This window comes from Marinomonas spartinae (assembly GCF_900089775.1).
Classification (GTDB): Bacteria; Pseudomonadota; Gammaproteobacteria; order Pseudomonadales; family Marinomonadaceae; genus Marinomonas; species Marinomonas spartinae.
The window spans coordinates 693,996-714,077 of record NZ_FLOB01000002.1 but is presented as its reverse complement, the minus strand read 5'-3'; the positions used below and the strand labels follow the sequence as shown (position 1 = coordinate 714,077).

Annotated in this window: 19 protein-coding genes; 8 read left to right on the top strand and 11 right to left on the bottom strand. The window is 43.9% G+C overall.

Translation table 11 applies throughout. The annotated features are described in order from the left end of the window. Positions 1-147 precede the first annotated feature (147 nt). The 3 genes from MSP8886_RS07460 to MSP8886_RS07450 all read right to left on the bottom strand — a co-directional run bounded on the left by MSP8886_RS07460 (position 148) and on the right by MSP8886_RS07450 (position 4,317). Positions 148-1,638 carry a carbon starvation CstA family protein gene (locus MSP8886_RS07460; protein WP_067014253.1) on the bottom strand — a complete coding sequence of 497 codons (1,491 nt, stop codon included), beginning with the start codon at positions 1,636-1,638 and terminating at the stop codon, positions 148-150. Positions 1,639-1,851: 213 nt separating this feature from the next. Further along, positions 1,852-2,586 carry a two-component system response regulator BtsR gene (gene btsR / locus MSP8886_RS07455; RefSeq protein WP_067014250.1) on the bottom strand — a complete coding sequence of 245 codons (735 nt, stop codon included), beginning with the start codon at positions 2,584-2,586 and terminating at the stop codon, positions 1,852-1,854. A 54-nt stretch (positions 2,587-2,640) separates the two neighbouring features. Then, positions 2,641-4,317, bottom strand: coding sequence for a sensor histidine kinase (locus tag MSP8886_RS07450; RefSeq protein WP_067014247.1), 1,677 nt, complete (start codon positions 4,315-4,317; stop codon positions 2,641-2,643). Positions 4,318-4,469: 152 nt separating this feature from the next. On the opposite strand from MSP8886_RS07450, the gene MSP8886_RS07445 reads away from it, so the two are divergent. The 4 genes from MSP8886_RS07445 (at position 4,470) to MSP8886_RS07430 (ending at position 7,900) form a co-directional block, all read left to right on the top strand. After that, positions 4,470-4,934 carry a GNAT family N-acetyltransferase gene (locus MSP8886_RS07445; RefSeq protein ID WP_067014245.1) on the top strand — a complete coding sequence of 155 codons (465 nt, stop codon included), beginning with the start codon at positions 4,470-4,472 and terminating at the stop codon, positions 4,932-4,934. A gap of 147 nt (positions 4,935-5,081) precedes the next feature. Then, the gene (locus tag MSP8886_RS07440) at positions 5,082-6,062 is read left to right on the top strand and encodes a TRAP transporter substrate-binding protein (protein WP_067014243.1); all 981 of its coding nucleotides are present in this window, start codon (positions 5,082-5,084) and stop codon (positions 6,060-6,062) included. Beyond that, on the top strand, positions 6,062-6,583 hold the full coding sequence (locus MSP8886_RS07435) for a TRAP transporter small permease subunit (protein ID WP_067014241.1): 522 nt from the start codon (positions 6,062-6,064) through the stop codon (positions 6,581-6,583). Before MSP8886_RS07440 ends, MSP8886_RS07435 begins: the two co-directional genes overlap by 1 nt. A gap of 9 nt (positions 6,584-6,592) precedes the next feature. Continuing rightward, positions 6,593-7,900: a TRAP transporter large permease gene (locus MSP8886_RS07430; protein WP_067014239.1), complete on the top strand. Its 1,308-nt coding sequence runs from the start codon at positions 6,593-6,595 to the stop codon at positions 7,898-7,900. A gap of 207 nt (positions 7,901-8,107) precedes the next feature. On the opposite strand, the gene MSP8886_RS07425 is transcribed toward MSP8886_RS07430, so the two are convergent. The 8 genes from MSP8886_RS07425 to MSP8886_RS07390 form a co-directional block, all read right to left on the bottom strand. Then, a complete protein-coding gene (locus tag MSP8886_RS07425; RefSeq protein ID WP_067014237.1) occupies positions 8,108-8,686 on the bottom strand; it encodes a hypothetical protein in 579 nt (192 codons plus the stop codon). A gap of 517 nt (positions 8,687-9,203) precedes the next feature. Continuing rightward, complete coding sequence (locus MSP8886_RS07420; RefSeq protein WP_067014235.1) at positions 9,204-10,397, bottom strand: lipase family protein; 1,194 nt, start codon at positions 10,395-10,397, stop codon at positions 9,204-9,206. A 13-nt stretch (positions 10,398-10,410) separates the two neighbouring features. Beyond that, positions 10,411-10,959, bottom strand: coding sequence for a DUF6795 domain-containing protein (locus MSP8886_RS07415; RefSeq protein ID WP_139063104.1), 549 nt, complete (start codon positions 10,957-10,959; stop codon positions 10,411-10,413). A 506-nt stretch (positions 10,960-11,465) separates the two neighbouring features. Then, positions 11,466-11,873 (bottom strand): GFA family protein, encoded by a 408-nt coding sequence (locus MSP8886_RS07410; protein WP_067014231.1) that lies wholly within the window; start codon positions 11,871-11,873, stop codon positions 11,466-11,468. 137 nt (positions 11,874-12,010) lie between these two features. Continuing rightward, on the bottom strand, positions 12,011-12,475 hold the full coding sequence (locus tag MSP8886_RS07405) for a GNAT family N-acetyltransferase (protein WP_067014229.1): 465 nt from the start codon (positions 12,473-12,475) through the stop codon (positions 12,011-12,013). An 88-nt stretch (positions 12,476-12,563) separates the two neighbouring features. After that, complete coding sequence (locus MSP8886_RS07400) at positions 12,564-12,932, bottom strand: Imm41 family immunity protein (protein WP_281197713.1); 369 nt, start codon at positions 12,930-12,932, stop codon at positions 12,564-12,566. Between the two features lie 113 nt (positions 12,933-13,045). Further along, positions 13,046-13,624, bottom strand: coding sequence for a hypothetical protein (locus MSP8886_RS07395; RefSeq protein ID WP_175365281.1), 579 nt, complete (start codon positions 13,622-13,624; stop codon positions 13,046-13,048). Positions 13,625-13,733: 109 nt separating this feature from the next. Continuing rightward, positions 13,734-14,492, bottom strand: a complete 759-nt coding sequence (locus tag MSP8886_RS07390; protein ID WP_067014223.1) for a hypothetical protein — start codon at positions 14,490-14,492, stop codon at positions 13,734-13,736. 1,283 nt (positions 14,493-15,775) lie between these two features. Here MSP8886_RS07390 and MSP8886_RS07385 point away from each other — a divergent pair. The 4 genes from MSP8886_RS07385 to prpD are packed head-to-tail and all read left to right on the top strand — an operon-like array spanning position 15,776 to position 20,081. Further along, entirely contained in the window at positions 15,776-16,459 is a 684-nt protein-coding gene (locus tag MSP8886_RS07385) for a GntR family transcriptional regulator (protein WP_067014221.1), read from the top strand. Between the two features lie 31 nt (positions 16,460-16,490). Beyond that, entirely contained in the window at positions 16,491-17,369 is an 879-nt protein-coding gene (gene prpB / locus MSP8886_RS07380) for a methylisocitrate lyase (protein ID WP_067014219.1), read from the top strand. Between the two features lie 56 nt (positions 17,370-17,425). Then, positions 17,426-18,553, top strand: coding sequence for a bifunctional 2-methylcitrate synthase/citrate synthase (gene prpC, locus MSP8886_RS07375; RefSeq protein WP_067014218.1), 1,128 nt, complete (start codon positions 17,426-17,428; stop codon positions 18,551-18,553). A 40-nt stretch (positions 18,554-18,593) separates the two neighbouring features. Beyond that, on the top strand, positions 18,594-20,081 hold the full coding sequence (gene prpD / locus MSP8886_RS07370) for a 2-methylcitrate dehydratase (RefSeq protein ID WP_067014216.1): 1,488 nt from the start codon (positions 18,594-18,596) through the stop codon (positions 20,079-20,081). The last annotated feature ends 1 nt before the right edge of the window (position 20,082 follow it).

Sequence of the window (20,082 nt, the reverse complement as noted above, 5' to 3'; positions counted from 1 at the left end):
CGGTAAAGAAAAAGCCCAAAATGAAGCACTCTGACTGTTTTCATTTAGCAAAATCCTCATATAAAAAAGCCGATTGAGACTTTTCTCAATCGGCTTTTTCACTAATATCAAACTTAACGTTTGCCTATTGCTTCTCCACCTACAGGGTTAAACCGTTTTCGGCACCGTGTTTAACTTATCTTCTTCAGCCTGATCAAACGCTGGATCGCCTTTGCCTTTGGAGATTTTGATCACATAGCCAGTCACAAATAAAGTGACAACAATACCAATCGCAGTCGATAAAGACATAGATAAGCCAAAGCCCAAAGTACTGTTGTTGAGTATGAAAGTGGTACAGACCGCTGTCATAAACATCGCAGGAATCGTAGAGATCCAGTGTAACTTATTGAATCGAAGCAAGTAGGCCGAGGCGGTCCATAACATCATTACCGCCGTCATTTGATTGGCAAAACCGAAGTAGCGCCAAATCACTGCAAAATCCACTTGCGTCAGAATGCCACCAATAATGAACAGAGGAACAGACATAAATAAGCGGTTTTTCAGTGTTTTTTGCTCCATGTTAAAGTATTCAGCCAAGATCAGACGGCTAGAACGAAATGCCGTATCGCCAGAGGTAATCGGCAGAATAACCACGCCCAAAAAGGCAATGATGCCACCGAACGTACCAAGCAAGCCAAAGGACGACGAATACACCACATTACCAGGCCCACCATGGGCAACGGCAGCGCCTAATGATCCCATTGTGCCAAAGAAGGACAGTGCAATCGCACACCAAATCAAAGCGATCACTCCCTCACCTATCATGGCACCAAAGAAGACAAAGCGACCATTCTTCTCATTTTCCAAACAACGAGCCATCAATGGTGATTGCGTAGCATGAAAACCCGATACCGCCCCACAAGCAATGGTGATAAATAGAGCCGGCCACAGAGGTAAATGATTTGGGTTCATATTAGTAAACATATCGCTAAACGAATAATTCGCTAACAGCGCATGATGGGATGAAAAGCCAATCGCACAGACCAACCCAACCGACATAAAAATCAGCAGCGCCCCAAACAATGGGTAAAAACGTCCAATGATTTTATCAATAGGAACAATCGTCGCCAAAATATAGTAAGCAAAAATGATGGCAACCATAGTTCCCATGGACAGTGTCGCGCTGGTTTGGTGATTCACCAAATTGGTAATCATACTCGCAGGGGCGGACACAAACACCACACCAACCAGTAACAACAACACCACAGCAAACACATTCATAAAGTGTTTTGCACCGTTGCCGAGGTAACGCCCCGTGATAGAAGGAACCGATGCCCCACCATTACGAATAGACAGCATCCCCGAAAAGTAGTCATGAACGGCACCAGCGAAAATACACCCAAAGACAATCCATAACATAGCAGCAGGGCCATATAGCGCCCCCATAATGGGACCAAAAATAGGACCGACACCGGCAATATTTAATAACTGTACGAGGTACACTTTCTTGTTCGACATGGGAACGTAATCCACACCATCACGCTTAGAAAACGCAGGTGTCGTACGATTCTCTTTGATACCGAAGACTTTTTCGACAAAAGTCCCGTAAATGAAGTAACCCGCGATCAGCGCGGCTACACAGAATAGAAACATCATCATCTTATTATTTTCCTCTGCATGATTGTTTTTATAATTGCAGCGGCTAAGATAAATCGGCTTTTCTAAAGAATCACCCAAGCTTTTACTCAGTGGCAAGATACTAAGCTAAGCGGTCATAGGAAAAATTGAGCGGAGCGTGACAACCTTAAAAAGTCAACAAAACGTCATGATAATGACGAGAGGCACACATTCTTCCCAAAGGTGGCGCAATCGTTAAACAATCCCCAACATATGCTTCAAAGTCTTTAAATAACGACGACTCACTGGCACCAGTTTCCCACTGTGTGTCATCACTTCTGCCAAGCCATTATCCAGTAACTGAATCTCTTTAATACTCTTCGTATTAATAAGATATTGGCGATGACAGCGTAGTAAATCCGTTTTTTCTTCCAAGGTCTTTAATGTAAGTTGGCTACTTGCCGTCTGATCGGCGGTTTGCACATGAACTCCCGATAAATCACTGTAAACCATCTCAATCTCCTGAAGTGGAATGATCATAATGCGATTGTGTCCAAGACAAGGCACTTGCTGAAGTATTTTAGGCGTGAGCGCATCCATTTGCGCCTGTGTATGGGGCGCCTCTTGATTATGCTTCACCTTTAACAGGCGCTGTAAAGTCTTATCCAAACGTTTCGGGTCAACCGGTTTCAGCAAGTAATCAAGGGCGTTGTCTTCAAAGGCACGAACGGCATACTGATCAAAGGCCGTGACAAACACCACACAGGGCATCGTCTCAGGATCCAACATACCAATCAGCTCAATACCACTGAGTTGTGGCATTTGAATGTCCAAAAAAACGGCATCGGGCTTTAACGTATTAATCAACTTGAGCCCTTCTATGGCATTATTAGCCTGCGCGACGACGTTCACTTTTGCGGACTCTTGAAGCAACTCTGTCAGCTCTTCACGGGCCAAGAACTCATCATCTATTACTATTGCCGTTAGCATAACTACTTTTCTCGACGATTATTGTTATTGAATGATTGCGCAGCCCCCCACACCTTAAGAAGAAACCTGATCAGGGACGAGAAAACGCATTCGTGTTGCTTTTCCTGCTTCACACTCCGTTTGCAGCGCAGCTTTATCACCAAAAAAATGCACAAGACGCTTTGCTACGATCTCCATCCCTAGACCTTGATTGCCATCCGACGCTGGCACAAACTGCCCCGCATTGTCTTCCACGACAATATTATACCCCACCCCATTGCGTTCACTATAGATGCGCACCCGCCCACCTTCTAACATTGTACTGATACCATGCTTGATAGCGTTCTCAACCAGTGGCTGTAGGGTAAAACTGGGTAATAACCTATCCTGTATCGCCTCATGAATATTAACCTCCACGGTTAGACGATCGGTAAAACGCGCCTTTTCAATCGTCAAATAAGCATTCACATGGGCAAGCTCGTCTTTAAGCGCCACCGTTTCAATATTCTGCTTGAGGTTACTCCTAAAAAAATGCGAAAGATGCTGAATTAGCTCTCGTGCTTTATTCGGATCTCGACGAATCACCGCACTGATGGTATTAAGTGCATTAAATAAAAAGTGGGGGTTCACTTGCGCATGCAACAGCTTAATTTCCGCTTGTGTTAACAGCGCTTGCTGCTGTTGGAAATCGCCATATAAAATTTGGCTCGACAATAACTGCCCGATCCCCTCTCCCATGGAACGGTTGATATTCGACAAAAGTTTCCGTTTAGGCTCATAAAGCTTAATAGTACCCACCACTTTTTTACCCGCTCGCAACGGAATAACCAATACCGTCCCGAGCTTACAGGTATCTGAAATAGAGCAATGATAAGGTGATTCACGGGCGCCTAAATAAATGATGCGGTTTTGCTCCATTGCTTGCCGCGTATATTTGGAGGAAATCGGCGTATTGGGCTTATGGTGATCCTCACCGATACCAATAAAAGCCAACGTATTTTCCGTATCCGTAATGGCCACCGCCCCGACATTAGTCTCCTCGTAGATAATCCGAGCGACTTTTTCCGCACTGCTCCCATCAAACCCTGTACTCCAAATGCCCACACTGCGCTCGGCGATGGTCAGTGCTCGCCTTGAAAACACCGCAGAATATCGCTCAAAAATGGTTTTCTTATCTTGCAGAATACTGACAAATAACGCAGCACCGACACAATTGGCAATGATCATCGGCGCCGCAATCTCAGACACCAAGGAATAAGCACGGTCAAAGGGTTTAGCAACCGCGAGAATAATCAGCATTTGACTGACTTCCGCCACGAAAGTGATCGCCAATACAATCAAAGGATTAAATAACAGGTAGGACTTATCCTTTCTGACTAAATACAAATGCAATAAACCACCGATCAAGCCCTCCGTGGTCGTGGAAATCGCGCAGGCCACATCGGTAAAGCCACCCAAAGTATAGCGATGAATCCCCCCCGTTAACCCCACTGCAAAACCAACAACCGGCCCCCCCAGTAAGCCACCAATGACCGCCCCAATCGCACGGGTATTAGCAATCGCATCGTTAATATTCAGACCAAAATACGTTCCCAAAATACAAAACAGAGAAAAAAGCACATAACAACTAAATTTATGGGAACGCTGAGAGGAAATATTCAACAAAGGCAGAAATATTGGCGTCTTACTCAGCATATAAGCCAACACAAGATACACACACATCTGCTGCAACAAAGACGGAACTAAATGCATAAATCGATACTTATTGTTAAATGGAAAGCGGCAAACGAACACCCTAGAGAGTCAATTTACTCCCCTAAACCAAGGTGGACAAGGTTTAGGTTGTGTGAGTAAAAAAGTTCGGGCAATATCAAAGCAATACATTTATAAGACGATCAAAAAACATGGAAGAAGCATTACACATTAAACAAGAGTCCCCCAACCAGCCCGATGTCATGGCACTGATTAGCGATCTCGATGCCTATCAAGCTTCCTTGTATCCGCCAGAAGCCCGCTACGCATTGGACTTAGCCTCTCTGTCCCAACCTAATGTGCTTTTCGCTGTCGCCCGAGATCAACAGAACAAAGCCCTCGGTTGCGGGGCCATCGTTTTGAATGATTCATACGGTGAGGTAAAACGTCTATTTGTCAGCCCTGAAGCCAGAGGCCAAGGCGTGGCCCAACAATTGATTGCCACTTTGGAAACCAGCGCTTATCAATCAGGTTGTCGAACACTTATGTTGGAGACTGGCCCCTATCAGCCAGACGCCATCGCCTTCTATCGTAAACAAGGCTATGGGACTTGTGGCCCATTTGGCGACTATCCTGACCATCCTCTTAGCGTGTTTATGAGTAAATATCTCGATTAGCTATTATTACGAATAAAGCTTGTTATATACCTTCCTAAACAACCACGTTGTCGTGATGAGTAAACTACTCGTCGTGATACGACTCATCTAAAAATACATAGCCGCTTACAGTAAAACTTCACTTCTTACTGGTAGGACAGAATCATTATGCGCTATTCCGGCTTGTTATTACTTTCCGCTACTCTGTGCCAAGCTCCTATGGTATTTGCCGTAACGAAATTCGATTTTACCAATGAATACAATGCCACTTCGATCCATGCTCAAGGCGATCAGTATTTTATCGATCAAGTATCCAAATTAACGAAAGGTGATGTGCAAATCACCCTGCATACGGGTGGTTCGTTGGGGTTTAAATCCGCCGATAATTTTTATGCGGTTTCCGATGATGCCGTGCAAATAGCCGATACCCTCGCGGGCAGTATGGCGGGAATCGATCCTATTTTTTTAGTCTCCTCTTTGCCCTTTTTAGTAAAAAACGAAAAACAAGCCGAAGATCTTTATAAAATAGCAAAACCCTATTACCAAAAAATCTTTGCTAAAAATGGGCAAATATTGCTTTACGCTTCCCCTTGGCCAGCGAGCGGTATTTGGTCAAAAAAAACCGTTACCAACAAACAAGAGCTAGCGAATTTAAAAATCCGCACCTATGACAAAAATGGCACGTTAACACTACGTGACGCTGGCGCTGATCCCATTAAACTATCTTGGGCGGATGTGGTACCTCAACTGTCGACAGGAGGCATTCAAGCCGTGCTCACCTCTGCGGATGCGGGTGCCAGTGGCAAGTTTTGGGAGCATCTCGACAACTACAGCGCCATTCAATACGCCATTCCACTCAACATGGTGCATATGAATAAAGATGAGTTTGATGATCTGCCTAAAAAGGATCAGCAAGCCATTTTAAAAGCCGCCGCTCTCACGGACAAACACAATTGGCAAGCTGTAAAAACTCGGGTAGCAGAAAATTATAAAGAATTGGTGGCACACAAAGTCACGATTCACAAAGATCTTCCAAAGCCTTTTATCCATTGGTTACAAGAGTCCGCTAAACCATCCCTTAAAGAATGGTTAAAAGATACCGGACAACCGGGCCAAACCATCATTGCTGAATTTGAGAAAAGCAAATAATGCTGATTCGATTCTTAGCCACGCTATCAAGACAACTTAACCGGTTATCTGGTGCCTTAGCCATGCTATTAATCGTCTATGTGCTGTGCCATATCCTGCTGGAAATTGTACTGCGGTTATTTGGAACATCGACCTATGTTCTGGATGAATTTGTCGGCTACGCGGTGGCGGCCATTACCTTTCTAGGCTTAGGTTACAGCCTAGAAAGAAATAGCCTGATTAGAGTGAATATTCTCATGGATCGCTTACCAGAACGTTTTCACTGGCTGCTAGATCTGCTTGTTTCGGCTATGTCCTTCACTATTTTCACATGGATTTCCTACTACTGGTATATCAATACCCTGAGAAGCTTTCAGCGCGGCACAACCAGCTCGTCGATTGCCGAAACCCCGCTGTGGATACCCGAAGGCATGGTACTAATCGGCTTAGTATTACTCTGTTTTACACTGCTGGTGAGAATGTTGTTATTGATATCAACACGACATGTGCCCCATATCGAGTTAGCCCAATCCCATGAATAGGATGTAAACATGGACATTGTATTAACCGCTGTTGCCGTGATGACACTTATTTTTGTGGTGCTTGGTTTAGGCGTCTGGGTGTTTTCAGGCTTGGCCATTGTTGCCCTTTTGTCTTTGGTGCTGATTGGCGACGTTAGTTTTCATCGGGCTGGCGCAATTCTCAGTCGTATTATTTTCAGTGCGGGAAATTCTTGGGAGTTATCCGCCATTCCACTGTTTATCTTAATGGGGGAACTGATTTTCCGTTCCGATATTTCAGATCGATTATTTAAGGGCCTAGAACCTTGGACCAAAAAACTACCAGGGGGAATACTGCACACCAATGTGTTCGGATGCGCCTTATTCGCTGCCGTTAGCGGTTCTAGTGCCGCCACCACGGCGACCGTTGGCAAGATCACCACAACGGAATTAAAAAAACGTGGCTATAATCGTAGCTTGTCCATTGGCTCCTTAGCAGGAGCGGGCAGCTTAGGGTTACTCATTCCGCCCTCTTTAGTCATGATCGTCTACGGTATTCAATCCGAAGTCTCCATCAGCAAACTCTTTATGGCGGGGATTTTGCCTGGTATTTTGATTGCCTTGCTATACTCTGGCTATCTTATCATTCGTGCTTTAATGAACCCGTCCTTGTGTCCACCAGAAAACGTTAGCCAGATCAGTAAGCTCAAAAGCATTGTGCTGCTTCTCCCTGTGATCTCATTGATTGTGATCGTCATGGGTGCCATCTATACAGGCATTGCCACCCCCTCTGAAGCGGCGGCAGTGGGTGTTTTTGCTACCTTGTTAATCTTACTAAAAGAAAGACAACTCTCTTTTGCAATGATCCAAGAAGCCTTGATCGCCACACTCCTCAGCTCCACCATGGTCTGCAGCATCCTCATCACCGCCGCCCTGTTATCAACCGCCATGGGATTTTTGCACTTGCCATCGGAGTTAGCTCGCTATATTGCCAATTTGCACCTGTCACCAGCGTGGCTCTTATTCGCCTTAGCTATTTTTTATATTGTATTAGGCCTTTTTTTAGATGGCATTTCCATCACCGTCATGAGCCTCCCCATTACCTTGCCCATCGTCGTGCAAGCAGGGTTCGACCCGCTTTGGTTTGGCGTATTTCTAGTGATACTGATAGAACTCGGACAAATCACCCCACCCGTTGGTTTTAACCTCTTCGTCCTACAAGGGTTAACGGGGGAAAAAATAGGCCAAGTGGCAAAAGCCGCCTTCCCTTTCTTTATCCTCATGTGCACCGCGGCCCTTATTCTATGCTTAATCCCCAATATCGCTTTATGGCTGCCAAACCTCCTATCGCCAAACTAGCATAGGTACACCCAGAGGGAGCTAGAAAACTCACACCTAATTCGTAATAACTCACGTTAGCAACCGCTCTATTCTATTTTTAAGCAAACTTTTATCGGTCTCTTTTGGCTAACCGCCTCAACACTGGCTTGGTGAAGTTGGTGGCAATTTTGGAACAAAATTGATGACAGCTTTACCAAGTCCGCATGCTTTGATTTGTTATGACTATTAGATTGATTTGTGAAATACAATGGCATCACGAAATTCGTTGTTCTCTATTATTGGTTCGGATAACTCAATGACATTGAAAAACTCAGAAAGCTTATTTTTTGCTATATCGAGATTCTGCTCACTAGGTGAAATAATATCCGGAGGTATTAATATATTTTCAAACCTCAAAGTAGTCTCAAGATCAAACTCTTGATTAGGATCTTTGTAACCACAGTTATCGAATAGGACTATGCCGAAAATTTTAGCTTTAATGTTATCCCCATCAAATGAGCAGAAGCTTATCTTGGTAACATCAACCGGTATATGCTGACTATCAAGATAAACAGATCCATCTATATACCCGTCTTCAGGGTTAATTGGGAACTCGAATTCTTTGTTTTGAAGATCGGAAAAAGATTTAAAGTGGATCTTAATAAAATCTAGCTGGATACAGGTTTCTTCAGTTTCGTTTTGAAACTCTAGCTCATCTAAATCTATCGAGATCGATAGATTTAGAGTCATCGGCAAGCCGACATTCTCATTTTTGAATAATAGAGCATTTATTTTACCGCAATCAGGGCTAATTTTTATTGCCACCGTCTCTCCTCAGGGCCTAACATTAGTTTAATAGTGCGCATGCATATTTATCCAGTAAATCGGCGTGCGTGTTATTCTAGTCTTAGACATTTAGATAAATTTAGCTAACACCATAATTTATATAAAGTTATCCATCATAATGAACGTTTAGGCTTCGGCTTAAAGCATCAGTAGGGAAAAATATGAGGCTTTCGTCTTCCTAGACGCTATCCTTACACTCTAATCTATTTTCAAATCAGTGCCAATTAGAACATGTTGATATTTGATTCAGCGCAGGGTCAAAGCCCTTTTCATGAAAGCACATCAGAGTAGTTCGGTTTAATCAGGTCAAAAGGTGTTCGACCCCATAGATCCCACGCCTGCGAGGGGGTGACCTTGAGCAAGCCCAAAAAGCCGTTACTTTTTGGGCGCTTGCAAAAAGTAACCCGCTCAGCAGAGCGGAATAAAGCTCATAAATACAAAGCGATTGAGAGACAACAAACAGAACAACCCCATCCTAGCCTTGTTTGATTCGATATTAAATACGATTGTTATCTAATGCTAAGGCTGCTGCCTGAGTGATCCTTCGAACCATTTTAGATAATGCTTTCTTAATAAAATCGTGGGTGATTTCAAATTGCAATGCCGCATAGTGAGACCCACAAAAGCATAAAAGATGGCCTAAAAAGCCTTTCACTTGCTCATAAAGGGTGGCAGATTGTTTCGCGATTAGATTTAATGTCTGTGCCATCACATCAACGAACTTTGAAACGCCTGTTACAGCTGGGCTTAAGGTTAAGGCTGCCGCTCCCAGTGAGGAGGCTTTTAACAAGGTCATTAAGGCCGCCATAATTTTTTTGAAAGAAGTATTGTTAAAGGTGGAGGTAAACCTGTCTTTATAAAACAGAACCACATTATTCTCTAAATAGTTATCACTTATCACTCTTAAGTCTGCCCAGCTTTCAGTATTAGCCGAGTTTATATAGCCTGGGTTGCCGTCTTCGGGCAATGAATGAGCCGAGAACTCAATTAATCCGCCGCTGTTTGATAGAACATACTCTTTGCCCTGATAAGGAGCATGATAAAATGGCCAAATGGGCAGCATCGGTACGGGGTCTGTATTGTGAATGCAGCGAAAAATCTGATCAATACTGGCGGTGGACTTAATAGCGAATGATTTATGCCCTACACGAGGGGCACCAAAGGTGTATAAACAAGCTCGATTGCCAAAGTTTGCTTTAACCCATACCGCACATAGATGGGCTAAGGCTCCACCTAGGCTGTGCCCTACACAGTGTATTGTGCCTGTATTGCCTTGTTTGATGGCTTCATCAATCGCTTTTTTCAGTTTCGGCTTTATGGATTGGAAGGTTCTCACAAAACCCATATGAGCCGCAGAGCTATTGTCTGATGTAATGGTGGAGATAGAGGCATCTGTTAGGGCATCTCTAATACGATTATCCGTACCTCGAAAAGTGATGGCAATGTCTTTGGAGTAGTCCCCTTTACCAGTACCAATATAAACAAAGCCAGACTCAAGGTTTATAGCTCTACAGATTACACCTCCAGATACGCCATTTATGGTATCTTTTTTTGTATTAAAACTGAAATATTTATCCACATATGGGTTGGCTGAAACAGTAGTTCCTAAAATATTATTAGCTGCTTGTGTCCTTGTTTCATAAGCAAACTCTGCTAATTCAGATGCTAATTTTGGGGTTAAACTATTCATTATAAAATGCCTTTTATTGTTCAAGTCCCTTAAGTTTCAATGCACTTAGCACTACTAATGGCTGTACTGGTGACTCTGGACAATGGTATTCATATTGAGTTTCTTTTATCTCTTTTGTAAAAGAAGCATCAATATTTTTAAGTTGCTCTTCAACCATTTTTAATCTTTTGGTTCCATTGCTTGGAAGCCGTGCTTCCCATAGTCGATATCTTTTATCATCAATTTCAGTTAATATCTGTTGAGTCACTTTGGGTACTCCAAACATAGAGTTTGGTTCTCTGGATTTAATTTGATACCCATCAAAATGAAATTTACCTTGCTCATCAGTATAGATGTAATCATTAAAGTGTATTTTGCCAGAATAGACTAATGCGATTCGAATAGGTTGATTAACCAGAGGCTTTCCTTCGAATGTTAGGGTGCCATTGACCTCTGGGCATAGATAAATGGTTTCTTTTTTCAGGAAACAAGCCATATAAAACCTACTTTTATGGGTGAAATGAGTATCGTTAGGAAGAGATACGAGCGGCATAGAGTGTAATGTTGGCTGGGATCCTTCCACTTCTATTCATTTTCTCTATGCTAAATAAGGATGTCAATGTTGGATCAAGCATTGGCGTTGTAAGTTTTGCGTCATGACTAGAGGTGAGCCAAATCCTAAGGTAATCAGAGAAATACCATCAAATCAGCAACACCAAATAACCCCATCCTAGCCCTTAAAAAAGGGGAAGGGACTTGGTGATTAGTCGCCCTTGCCTTCTGGGGATCAATGGCGTCGCCCATAAGTCAGCCAGTTTCATTGATCTTAATCTAACCAACCAATAATTTTTTCGAAAGTAACATTTATCGACAAAACACCTTAAAAAGCGATTATTTCCAACGCTCTAGAGCTGTTGCAGAACAATCAATGACACCGACTCTTTTGATTGCAAATCCAAACTGACAGATCAGGTCTGAGCTAGTACACCTAAACTATTGTGCCATAAACACTAAAGCTGATTCAAACCAAAACTGACAAGCGTTGTGAATCCGTCTTGAACGCTTGTATGGCAAATTTTCCTGCTCCAATTATTTTCTCGATGGCTCGTGCCCTTCATACATAGGCAAGTTTATTTCTAGTTCTTCCCAGTTCCCTTGTGATGTGATGAAGTTATGCGAGATGGGGCGTTCAACTATATCACTGTCGATTATCCCTAAACGGATTCTGAACTTGTCCGGCTTTGCTGAGTTTGAACTGTATATTGGTGCACCGCATGTCGAACAAAAGTATTTCCGCTTACCTTCACTACTCTCGTAATATGTAAGAGTGCCTTTTGCATCGTTAAGGTGAAGATCTGACTTATTCACATCGCCATTGGTTGCAAAAGCACTGCCACTCGCTTTTCGACATAGTGAGCAGTGACAATAAATAGGATCTGTAATTCCACCATGTAGCTCGAACTGAATAGAGCCACACAAACAACTTCCTTTGTACATTTCGCCTCCGTGGGAAGTAAATAGATATTTGCCAACGCTCCGTTAACACACGCACAGGCTTTGTCGAGTGTAACGTAAAATTGCCATGCCTATACGCGGAACGGAGCGAAGGTTGTGTGTCGTTGCTTAACGGCTTGTTAGCCGTTAAGCTCAATATCCATAATAGTTACAGAAACACCGCGATATTCTTCTTTTCTGTTGGTAGACCAACCCAACCTTGAATAGAACTGTTCTTTAGTTGGAGTAAAAAGATACAAAGTTTCATATTTTTCGAGCCGCGCGCGTTCCAGTATATGGTGTATAAGCATAGAACCTATCCCTTTTCCTCGATGATCTGGCGCAACAAATACGCTTGCCAGCCAAGGAGTTAGTTCGGTGTGAGTATCCATATCATTTTCGATTATTGCGGCTGAACCCAAAACAGTTTGTCCCTCTTTTGCGATGAAGGTACTCGGCACTAAACCACCTGAAAGATAACGCTCCATTTTTTCTATACGTTGCTCAACACTACCCTTTGGATTTAGGTAACCCCATTCGTCATGATGCCACTTTGCCAACATTGGAATATGTTGTGGCTCATCTGCAAGATCAATAATATTCATAATCGACTCCGGCTAACGCCGCAAGCAGCGGCGAGCGTTAGCGAGTCCAGCACCGAAGGTGCGATGCTGCCTTGCCTTGTTAAGTGCATTATCTGCTAAGGTCAGAGTAGTCGAAGCTATCATTCGGAATCATTTCACCTTTAAAAAAGCCTTCAAAAACTAGCTGCACTCTTTCTCTGCGGTCAAATACCTGTTCAGAATCCAAGTCTTTAATAGCGAAGAAGTCATTTTTGTTATGGTGTGTTTCAAATGTAGTCATTAGATAGCTAAAGATTCTAGCTATCGGCCAAGCAATCTCTCTAGGTATGCAATCATCGTTGCCATATTTTATTGCAAGGTCATAGATCGCGTTATCCAGTTTCCAGTATTCATCATCGTCCCATATGTGAGACTCATGAAGTTTTGATATGAAAGATTGCTCATCAAACAACTCGCTTGATGCCCAATTCCTAAACAGATCTTTAATAATTCAATCTCCTGAGCACTTAACGCCCAAATTTAGCGAGGAAAGCCGCGCAGTGGGTTGACGTCTCAGCCAGCGTTTTTTTTGCTGGCGATAATATTTGTTTGTTATTTGGGAACACCCCAAAAATGTCTATTTAAAAAAATATTATTTTGATCAATTGTATATCTAGGAATACTATTTCTATCAAAATAATCAACCCAAAATTTAATTGTTTTCAAAACATAGTCAGTTAATTTCTCAGTTTCTCCATCTGTAAAGGTAACAATAAAACTTGGGCTTTCTTGAGTTTGAGACTCTCGATACTCTTTGCTTTTTTGAGCTTTCTCCATTTTTTCCTCTATGTTTTCATTAGAGAAAAAAGTAATACTTTGTGCAGTGGAGGATGAGGCTTCTTTTACATCCGGAGTGTACATTGTGATTTTAAAATGCTTTACAGAATTGGCTATATCTTTTGCTATGACCAAATGCTTTTCATTGTCCCATATTTTATTAAGTTGCTTTTTATTCTGGTGTTGAGAAAGGTAGTTAATGCACCAATCCCGAAGAGCATGTGCTGTGACTGAAAAATTAAAAAAATGGTCCATTACATCTTCAGCATTCTGCTCAAAATTCACTCTATTACCTTCTCTAACAAGTTTGAGCAGCATGTCTTTGGGTTCGTTGATTCCTGAAATGAAAGACAATTTTTACCTCCCCACATAACGCCGCATTATGGTGTAAGCAGCGATCGGCTATACTTGAGCGAAGCGAAACTGCCAAGCGTTGCGAATCACTCTTAAATGCTTTGTTAAGTTACGATTTCACCTGTTCGATCAACCAATTAAAATTGTCTACCAAAAAGGCAGATTCAGTTATGTCAACTTTACGGACAAACCTTTGCATATTTCTGTCCAAGTCTGTTCTTCTTTCCGTTTTGTACCGAAGTTGCTCAATATGATTTTTGTTAAGTCTGAACTGAACCAAAAAACCATTTGTCATAAAAAAGAACAATACATCGTCGTTATCACCTTTACGGACGGGATTGAGCATAATATTTTTAATGGCGTTATCCTCGATACGAGATGATTTATCAATTACACGGAACATTGTGATGTTAATGAAGTCATCAAGAGAAAGACTGCCACCCCAATGTAAGCAATTTGCCAAAATGCACTGTCGTAGAATCTGATCAAAATCTCCGAGTTCTATGCTGGAAAACTCCTTTAGAGATGAAATTGACGCTCGCCATAAGATGCTCAAGTGATACAAATACCACTTCTTATAGTCGAACTTCTTGAACCCAATGTGTTCTTTGTACTTTACTACATTCTTCGGATTTTTAGTGAAAGCAGTTCCATATTGCTCATAATTCACACTAAGAAACTGTTCGCAGTCCCGACATAGCAGTTTCTCTTTAGGATCAACGTTCCGGTAAACAGGTTTTGTATGTTCTTCAAAGACATATAACTGAGACTCACCTGCTTTAACTGATTTAAATACAGAGCTAGGGACTATATGCGATCGCTGAAGGATAGCTTCCTTATTGCATAGGCGACATATTTCCATTTTCACGTAGTCCTCCTAGTAACTTAACAGCTTAATAGTACGCATGCGCATTTATCCAATAAATCGGTGTGCGTGTTATTCTAGTCTTAGCCATTCAGAAAAATTTAGTTAACACCATGATTTATATAAAGTTATTTATCATAATAAGCGTTAAAGTTTCGACCGAAACAAGCACGCTTGTTTTGTCTAATAACCGTGCATCAGGAGGAGAGAAATATGTGGCTTTCGTCTTCCTAGACGCCATGCTTACACTCTAATCTATTTTCAAATAAGCGCCAACTAGAACATGTTGATATCTGATTCAGCGCAGGGTCAAAGCCCTTTTCGTGAAAGCACATCAAAATAATTAGGTTTGATCAGGTCGAAAAGGTGTTCGACCTTTTAATCCAATGAGGTAACTATTGTTGGACTGAAGTCCAACCTACAAATCGTCTTCGACGCAACGAAGTTGCGCGACCCTATGGATTTTCAGGGTCATTAACAGAAAGGATCTCTCGAACAGAAAAACCAATCTATGCCTTACAGCCTAAAGCGTACCGAGAAAGTAAGTTGTATAAAACGTCGATCACACGCTTCTCGTTAAAAAGCGAATTTTTGGTTACTTTTTGGGCGCTTGCAAAAAGTTACCCGCTCAGCAGAGCGGAATAAAGCTCATAAATACAAAGCGATTGAGAGACGACAAACAGAACAACCCCATCCTAGCCTTCCCCTTAAAAAAAGGGGAAGGAACTTGGTGATTAGTTACCCTCGCCTTCTGTCGGAGTTAAAGCCTATAGGGGGATGAAAGCAATTAGACTGAAAAAGCCGCTTCGACGCAACGAAGTTGCGCGACTTTATGGTGTTTCAAAGTCAGTTAAAAATACCTTGTCTCCTATCCTCAAAACCAATCTATGCCTTGATGGGGCTCTGCATTGACAACATCATATCTCTATGAGGAAACGAGGCGCTGCCCTTAAAAGCGAATTTTTGGTTACTTTTTGGGCGCTTGCAAAAAGTTACCCGCTCAGCAGAGCGGAATAAACGAGCAGCTCAAAGTAATTGAGTGGAAACAAATACACCGGAAGACCCAAAGAACAACCCCATCCTAGCCTTCCCCTTAAAAAAGGGGAAGGAACTTGGTGATCAGTCGCGCCGCACACGGCAATGCCCGTTCAGCACTCTCTACTCGACTAAAAAATGTTCAAAATTTGTTTAATAAATAAAAATTGTCGACAATATAACTTGATAAACACCAAAAATAAGATTAAAACTGCATATATTGTCAACAATAAATAGAACACATAGCCATTATGAGTAACCTTGTTTCTGTCAAATTTTCCACCTTATCGGAAGACATCGCCCAGCAGTTAAGTCGTGCCATCGTTCAAGGTCATATTCCTCAAGGCAGCAAAATTTCTGAAGCGGAATTAGCCAAACAATACGGTGTATCAAGAGGGCCGCTTAGGGAGGCCATTGTTAAATTAGAAGGTCTTGGCTTGGTCACTCGCACGGCAAACGTGGGGGCACGGGTGATAGAGCTCAATATTGATGACATGTTAGAAACCTTTGCAATGCGAGAAGCATTAGAAGGCATGGCCGCTAGGCTGGCGTCGGAAAAAATGCCCGAAGAGGAAGTCACTCGGCTATATCATCTGCTAGACGAGCACCAAGCCTATCTGGATGCGAACCACGATGAGCATTATGTGCAACAAGGAGGTAACGACGATTTTCATCTCCGTATCATTCACGCTAGCGGCAACACCAAGCTTATTCGTCTATTAACAGAAGAGCTGTATGCCGTTATCCGCATGTATCGACACCACACGGCGGATCAAAGACGCGACCCACGCCAAGCGTTGCGTGAGCACAGGGCCATTTTAGACGCCATAGCCAATCACGAAGGCGACCTTGCTGAATTACTGATGCGTCGGCATATCAGCCGTGCCAGTCAATTGCTGAAACAAGCCATGGAGCAATGCCTCGTTAAGCCTTAACCCAAAAGATAAAGAGAAAGGGAGAAAAATAATGACAAAACACTCAGCAGGATTACGTTTTAGACAAGCAGTACAGGAGCATGCCCCTTTACAAGTGGTAGGTGCGGTGAACGCCTATTGTGCCATGATGGCCGAGCAAACAGGACACCATGCCATTTACTTGTCCGGCGGCGGTGTCTCCAATGCCTCCTACGGTTTACCAGATCTGGGCATGACGGATTTACACGATGTTCTAGAGGATGTACGGCGCATTACTTCCGCTTCCGACTTGCCCTTATTAGTCGATATCGATACGGGCTTTGGTGGGGCTTTTAATATAACCAGAACCATACAACAAATGGAAAGAGCCGGTGTTGCAGCGGTACACATTGAAGACCAAGTCCAGCAAAAACGCTGTGGTCATCGCCCGAATAAAGCCATCGTCAGCCAAGACGAAATGGTCGATCGCATTAAAGCCTGTGTCGATGCTCGTCATGATGAAAGTTTTGTCATTATGGCCCGCACGGATGCCCTCGCCGTAGAAGGTATGGAATCGGCCATCGAACGGGCAATTGCCTGTGTGGAAGCGGGTGCCGACATGATTTTCCCAGAAGCCATGATCACCTTGGAGCAATACAAAGAATTTGTCGAGGCCGTCAAAGTGCCTGTCTTGGCCAATATCACCGAATTTGGCGCCACTCCGCTGTTCAGCAAAGAAGAATTAGCCAGCGTTGGGGTCGGTTTGGTGCTCTACCCCTTGAGCGCATTTCGCGCCATGAATAAGGCGGCCCTTAACGTTTATCAGCACCTATTGAGCGATGGCCACCAACGCAACGTGGTCGACAGTATGCAAACACGTAACGAGCTTTACGCCTTTCTCAACTATCATGAATACGAAGACAAATTAGACGAGCTTTTCTCTAAAAAATAACCACTCTCTAAACAATAATAACTCCCTAAAAAAACAACAAAGCAAGGAGCAGAAACATGGCTAAAGTTCTTTCCGGCGCTGGCCTACGCGGCCAAAGCGCAGGCCAAACCGCACTCTGTACCGTCGGTAAAGCCGCCGCAGGATTAACCTATCGTGGCTACGATATTGATGTATTAGCCGATAAAGCGAGCTTTGAAGAAGTCGCCTATCTTTTATTATACGGTGCACTGCCGAACCGTACTCAGCTGCGAGACTATGAAGCAAAACTTATGGGCTTGCGAGCCTTACCTGAAACCCTCAAAAAAGCCTTAGAACTGATTCCCGCAGAAGCTCATCCAATGGATGTCATGCGCACGGGCTGTTCCTTTTTAGGCAATCTAGAACCAGAACAGGACAACGAAGAAACGCACCATACAGCGAATCGTTTGATCGCCGCCCTACCCGCCATCGTGTTGTATTGGTATCGCTTTAGTCATGATGGTGTGCGCATTGATACCCTCAATGACCATGTTCCTTCCTTGGCGGGGCATTTCCTCACCATGTTGCACGACAAAGCCCCTAGCGCGCTTCACACAAAGGTCATGAACACCTCGCTGATCTTGTACGCAGAGCACGAATTCAATGCTTCGACCTTCACAGCTCGGGTATGCGCTTCCACTTTGTCGGACATGTATTCTTGTGTCACAGGTGGTATTGGCAGCTTACGCGGCCCGCTTCACGGCGGCGCAAATGAAGCGGCAATGGACATGATCGAACCTTGGCAAACCCCAGACGAAGCCGAAGCTGCGCTACTGCAAAAACTGGCTAATAAAGAAAAAGTCATGGGCTTTGGTCATGCTATTTACAGTGACCGGGATCCACGTAATGACATCATTAAAAAGTGGGCGAAAAAACTCAGTGAAGACGTCGGCGACGACCATTTATACGCGGTGTCTGAACGCTGCGAAGCGGTTATGTGGCGTGAGAAGAAGCTCTTTTGTAACGCGGATTTTTTTCATGCCAGCGCTTACCGCTTTATGGGCATTCCCACTAAGCTATTCACGCCAATTTTCGTTTGCGCTCGAGTAACAGGCTGGACCGCCCACGTCATGGAACAGCGCGCCAACAATCGCATTATTCGCCCCAGTGCCGATTACATTGGACCAGATCATGCTGATTGGGTGGATATTGACGACCGTCCTTAAGCGAAAAATAGACAAGAGAAATACTAAGTAAGGATCAAAAATGAGTGCCAACGTAGACCAAAACAACCGTCCGGATTACGACCAAGTCATCCAGGACATCGCCGATTATGTACTGAACTATAAAATAGAAAGCCAAGAAGCCCTGGATACCGCTCGTAACTGTTTAATGGATACCCTCGGCTGTGGTTTACTCGCCCTGCGCTTTCCCGAATGTACCAAGCATCTTGGTCCCATTGTGCAAGGCACAGTTGTCCCCAATGGGGCCCGCGTTCCCGGCACGTCTTTCTCCCTCGACCCAGTCAAAGCCGCGTGGGACATAGGCTGCATTATTCGTTGGTTGGATTACAACGACACTTGGCTAGCCGCCGAGTGGGGACACCCTTCCGATAACTTAGGGGGCATTTTGGCGGTGGCAGATCACCTTTCCCAAGTACGCTTGTCAAAAGGCGAACAGCCGCTGACCATGCGAGACGTCTTAGAAGGTATGATCATGGCCCATGAGATTCAAGGCGTCATCGCCCTCGAAAACTCATTCAACCGTGTGGGCTTGTGTCACGTTTTATTGGTACGGGTTGCCTCGGTTGCCGTAGTAACCAAAATGATGGGGGGCGACAGAGAGCAAATCATGGCCGCGATTTCCCAAGCATGGGTAGATGGTTCCGCCCTGCGTACCTATCGCCATGCGCCTAACGCAGGCTCTCGGAAATCGTGGGCGGCGGGGGACGCCACTTCACGGGCCGTTCGCTTAGCCGATATGTCCATGCGAGGCGAAATGGGCATTCCCGGTGTATTAACGGCGCCACAGTGGGGGTTTTATGATGTGTCTTTCTCGAAAACCAACAAAGACCAAGCCATCAAACCAGAAGCGCAACGTCAGTTTGCTTTCTCACAAGACTACGGCACTTACGTGATGGAAAATGTCTTGTTTAAAATCTCTTTCCCGGCGGAGTTCCATGCACAAACGGCAGCAGAAGCCGCTGTGATACTGCATCCCCAAGTGAAAGACCGCTTGGCAGACATCAATAAAATCGTCATTCGTACCCATGAATCGGCCATTCGTATTATTTCTAAATCCGGCCCATTGGCAAACGCTGCCGACCGCGATCACTGCTTGCAGTACATGGCTGCGGTTCCATTAGCCTTTGGTCATTTAATTGCCGAGCACTATGAAGATGACTTCCATGACGCCAACCCCATCATCGATGAGCTGCGTGATAAAATGGAAATCGTCGAAGACAAACGCTTCTCTGCCGAATACCTAGAAGCCGACAAACGCTCCATTGCCAACGCCATTCAAGTGTTCTTTAAAGACGGAAGCAGCACTGAAGAAGTGGTGGTGGAATACCCGGTTGGGCACCGTCGTCGTCGCGAAGAAGGCATTCCACTTTTGGAGAAGAAATTTAAAAACAACTTGGCAACGCGCTTTCCGAACCGCCAATGCCAAACCATCTTTACTCTGTGTAAAGATCAAGCCACGCTAGAAAGCACGCCAGTTAACCGCTTTATGGATTTATTTGTCATCGCTTAAC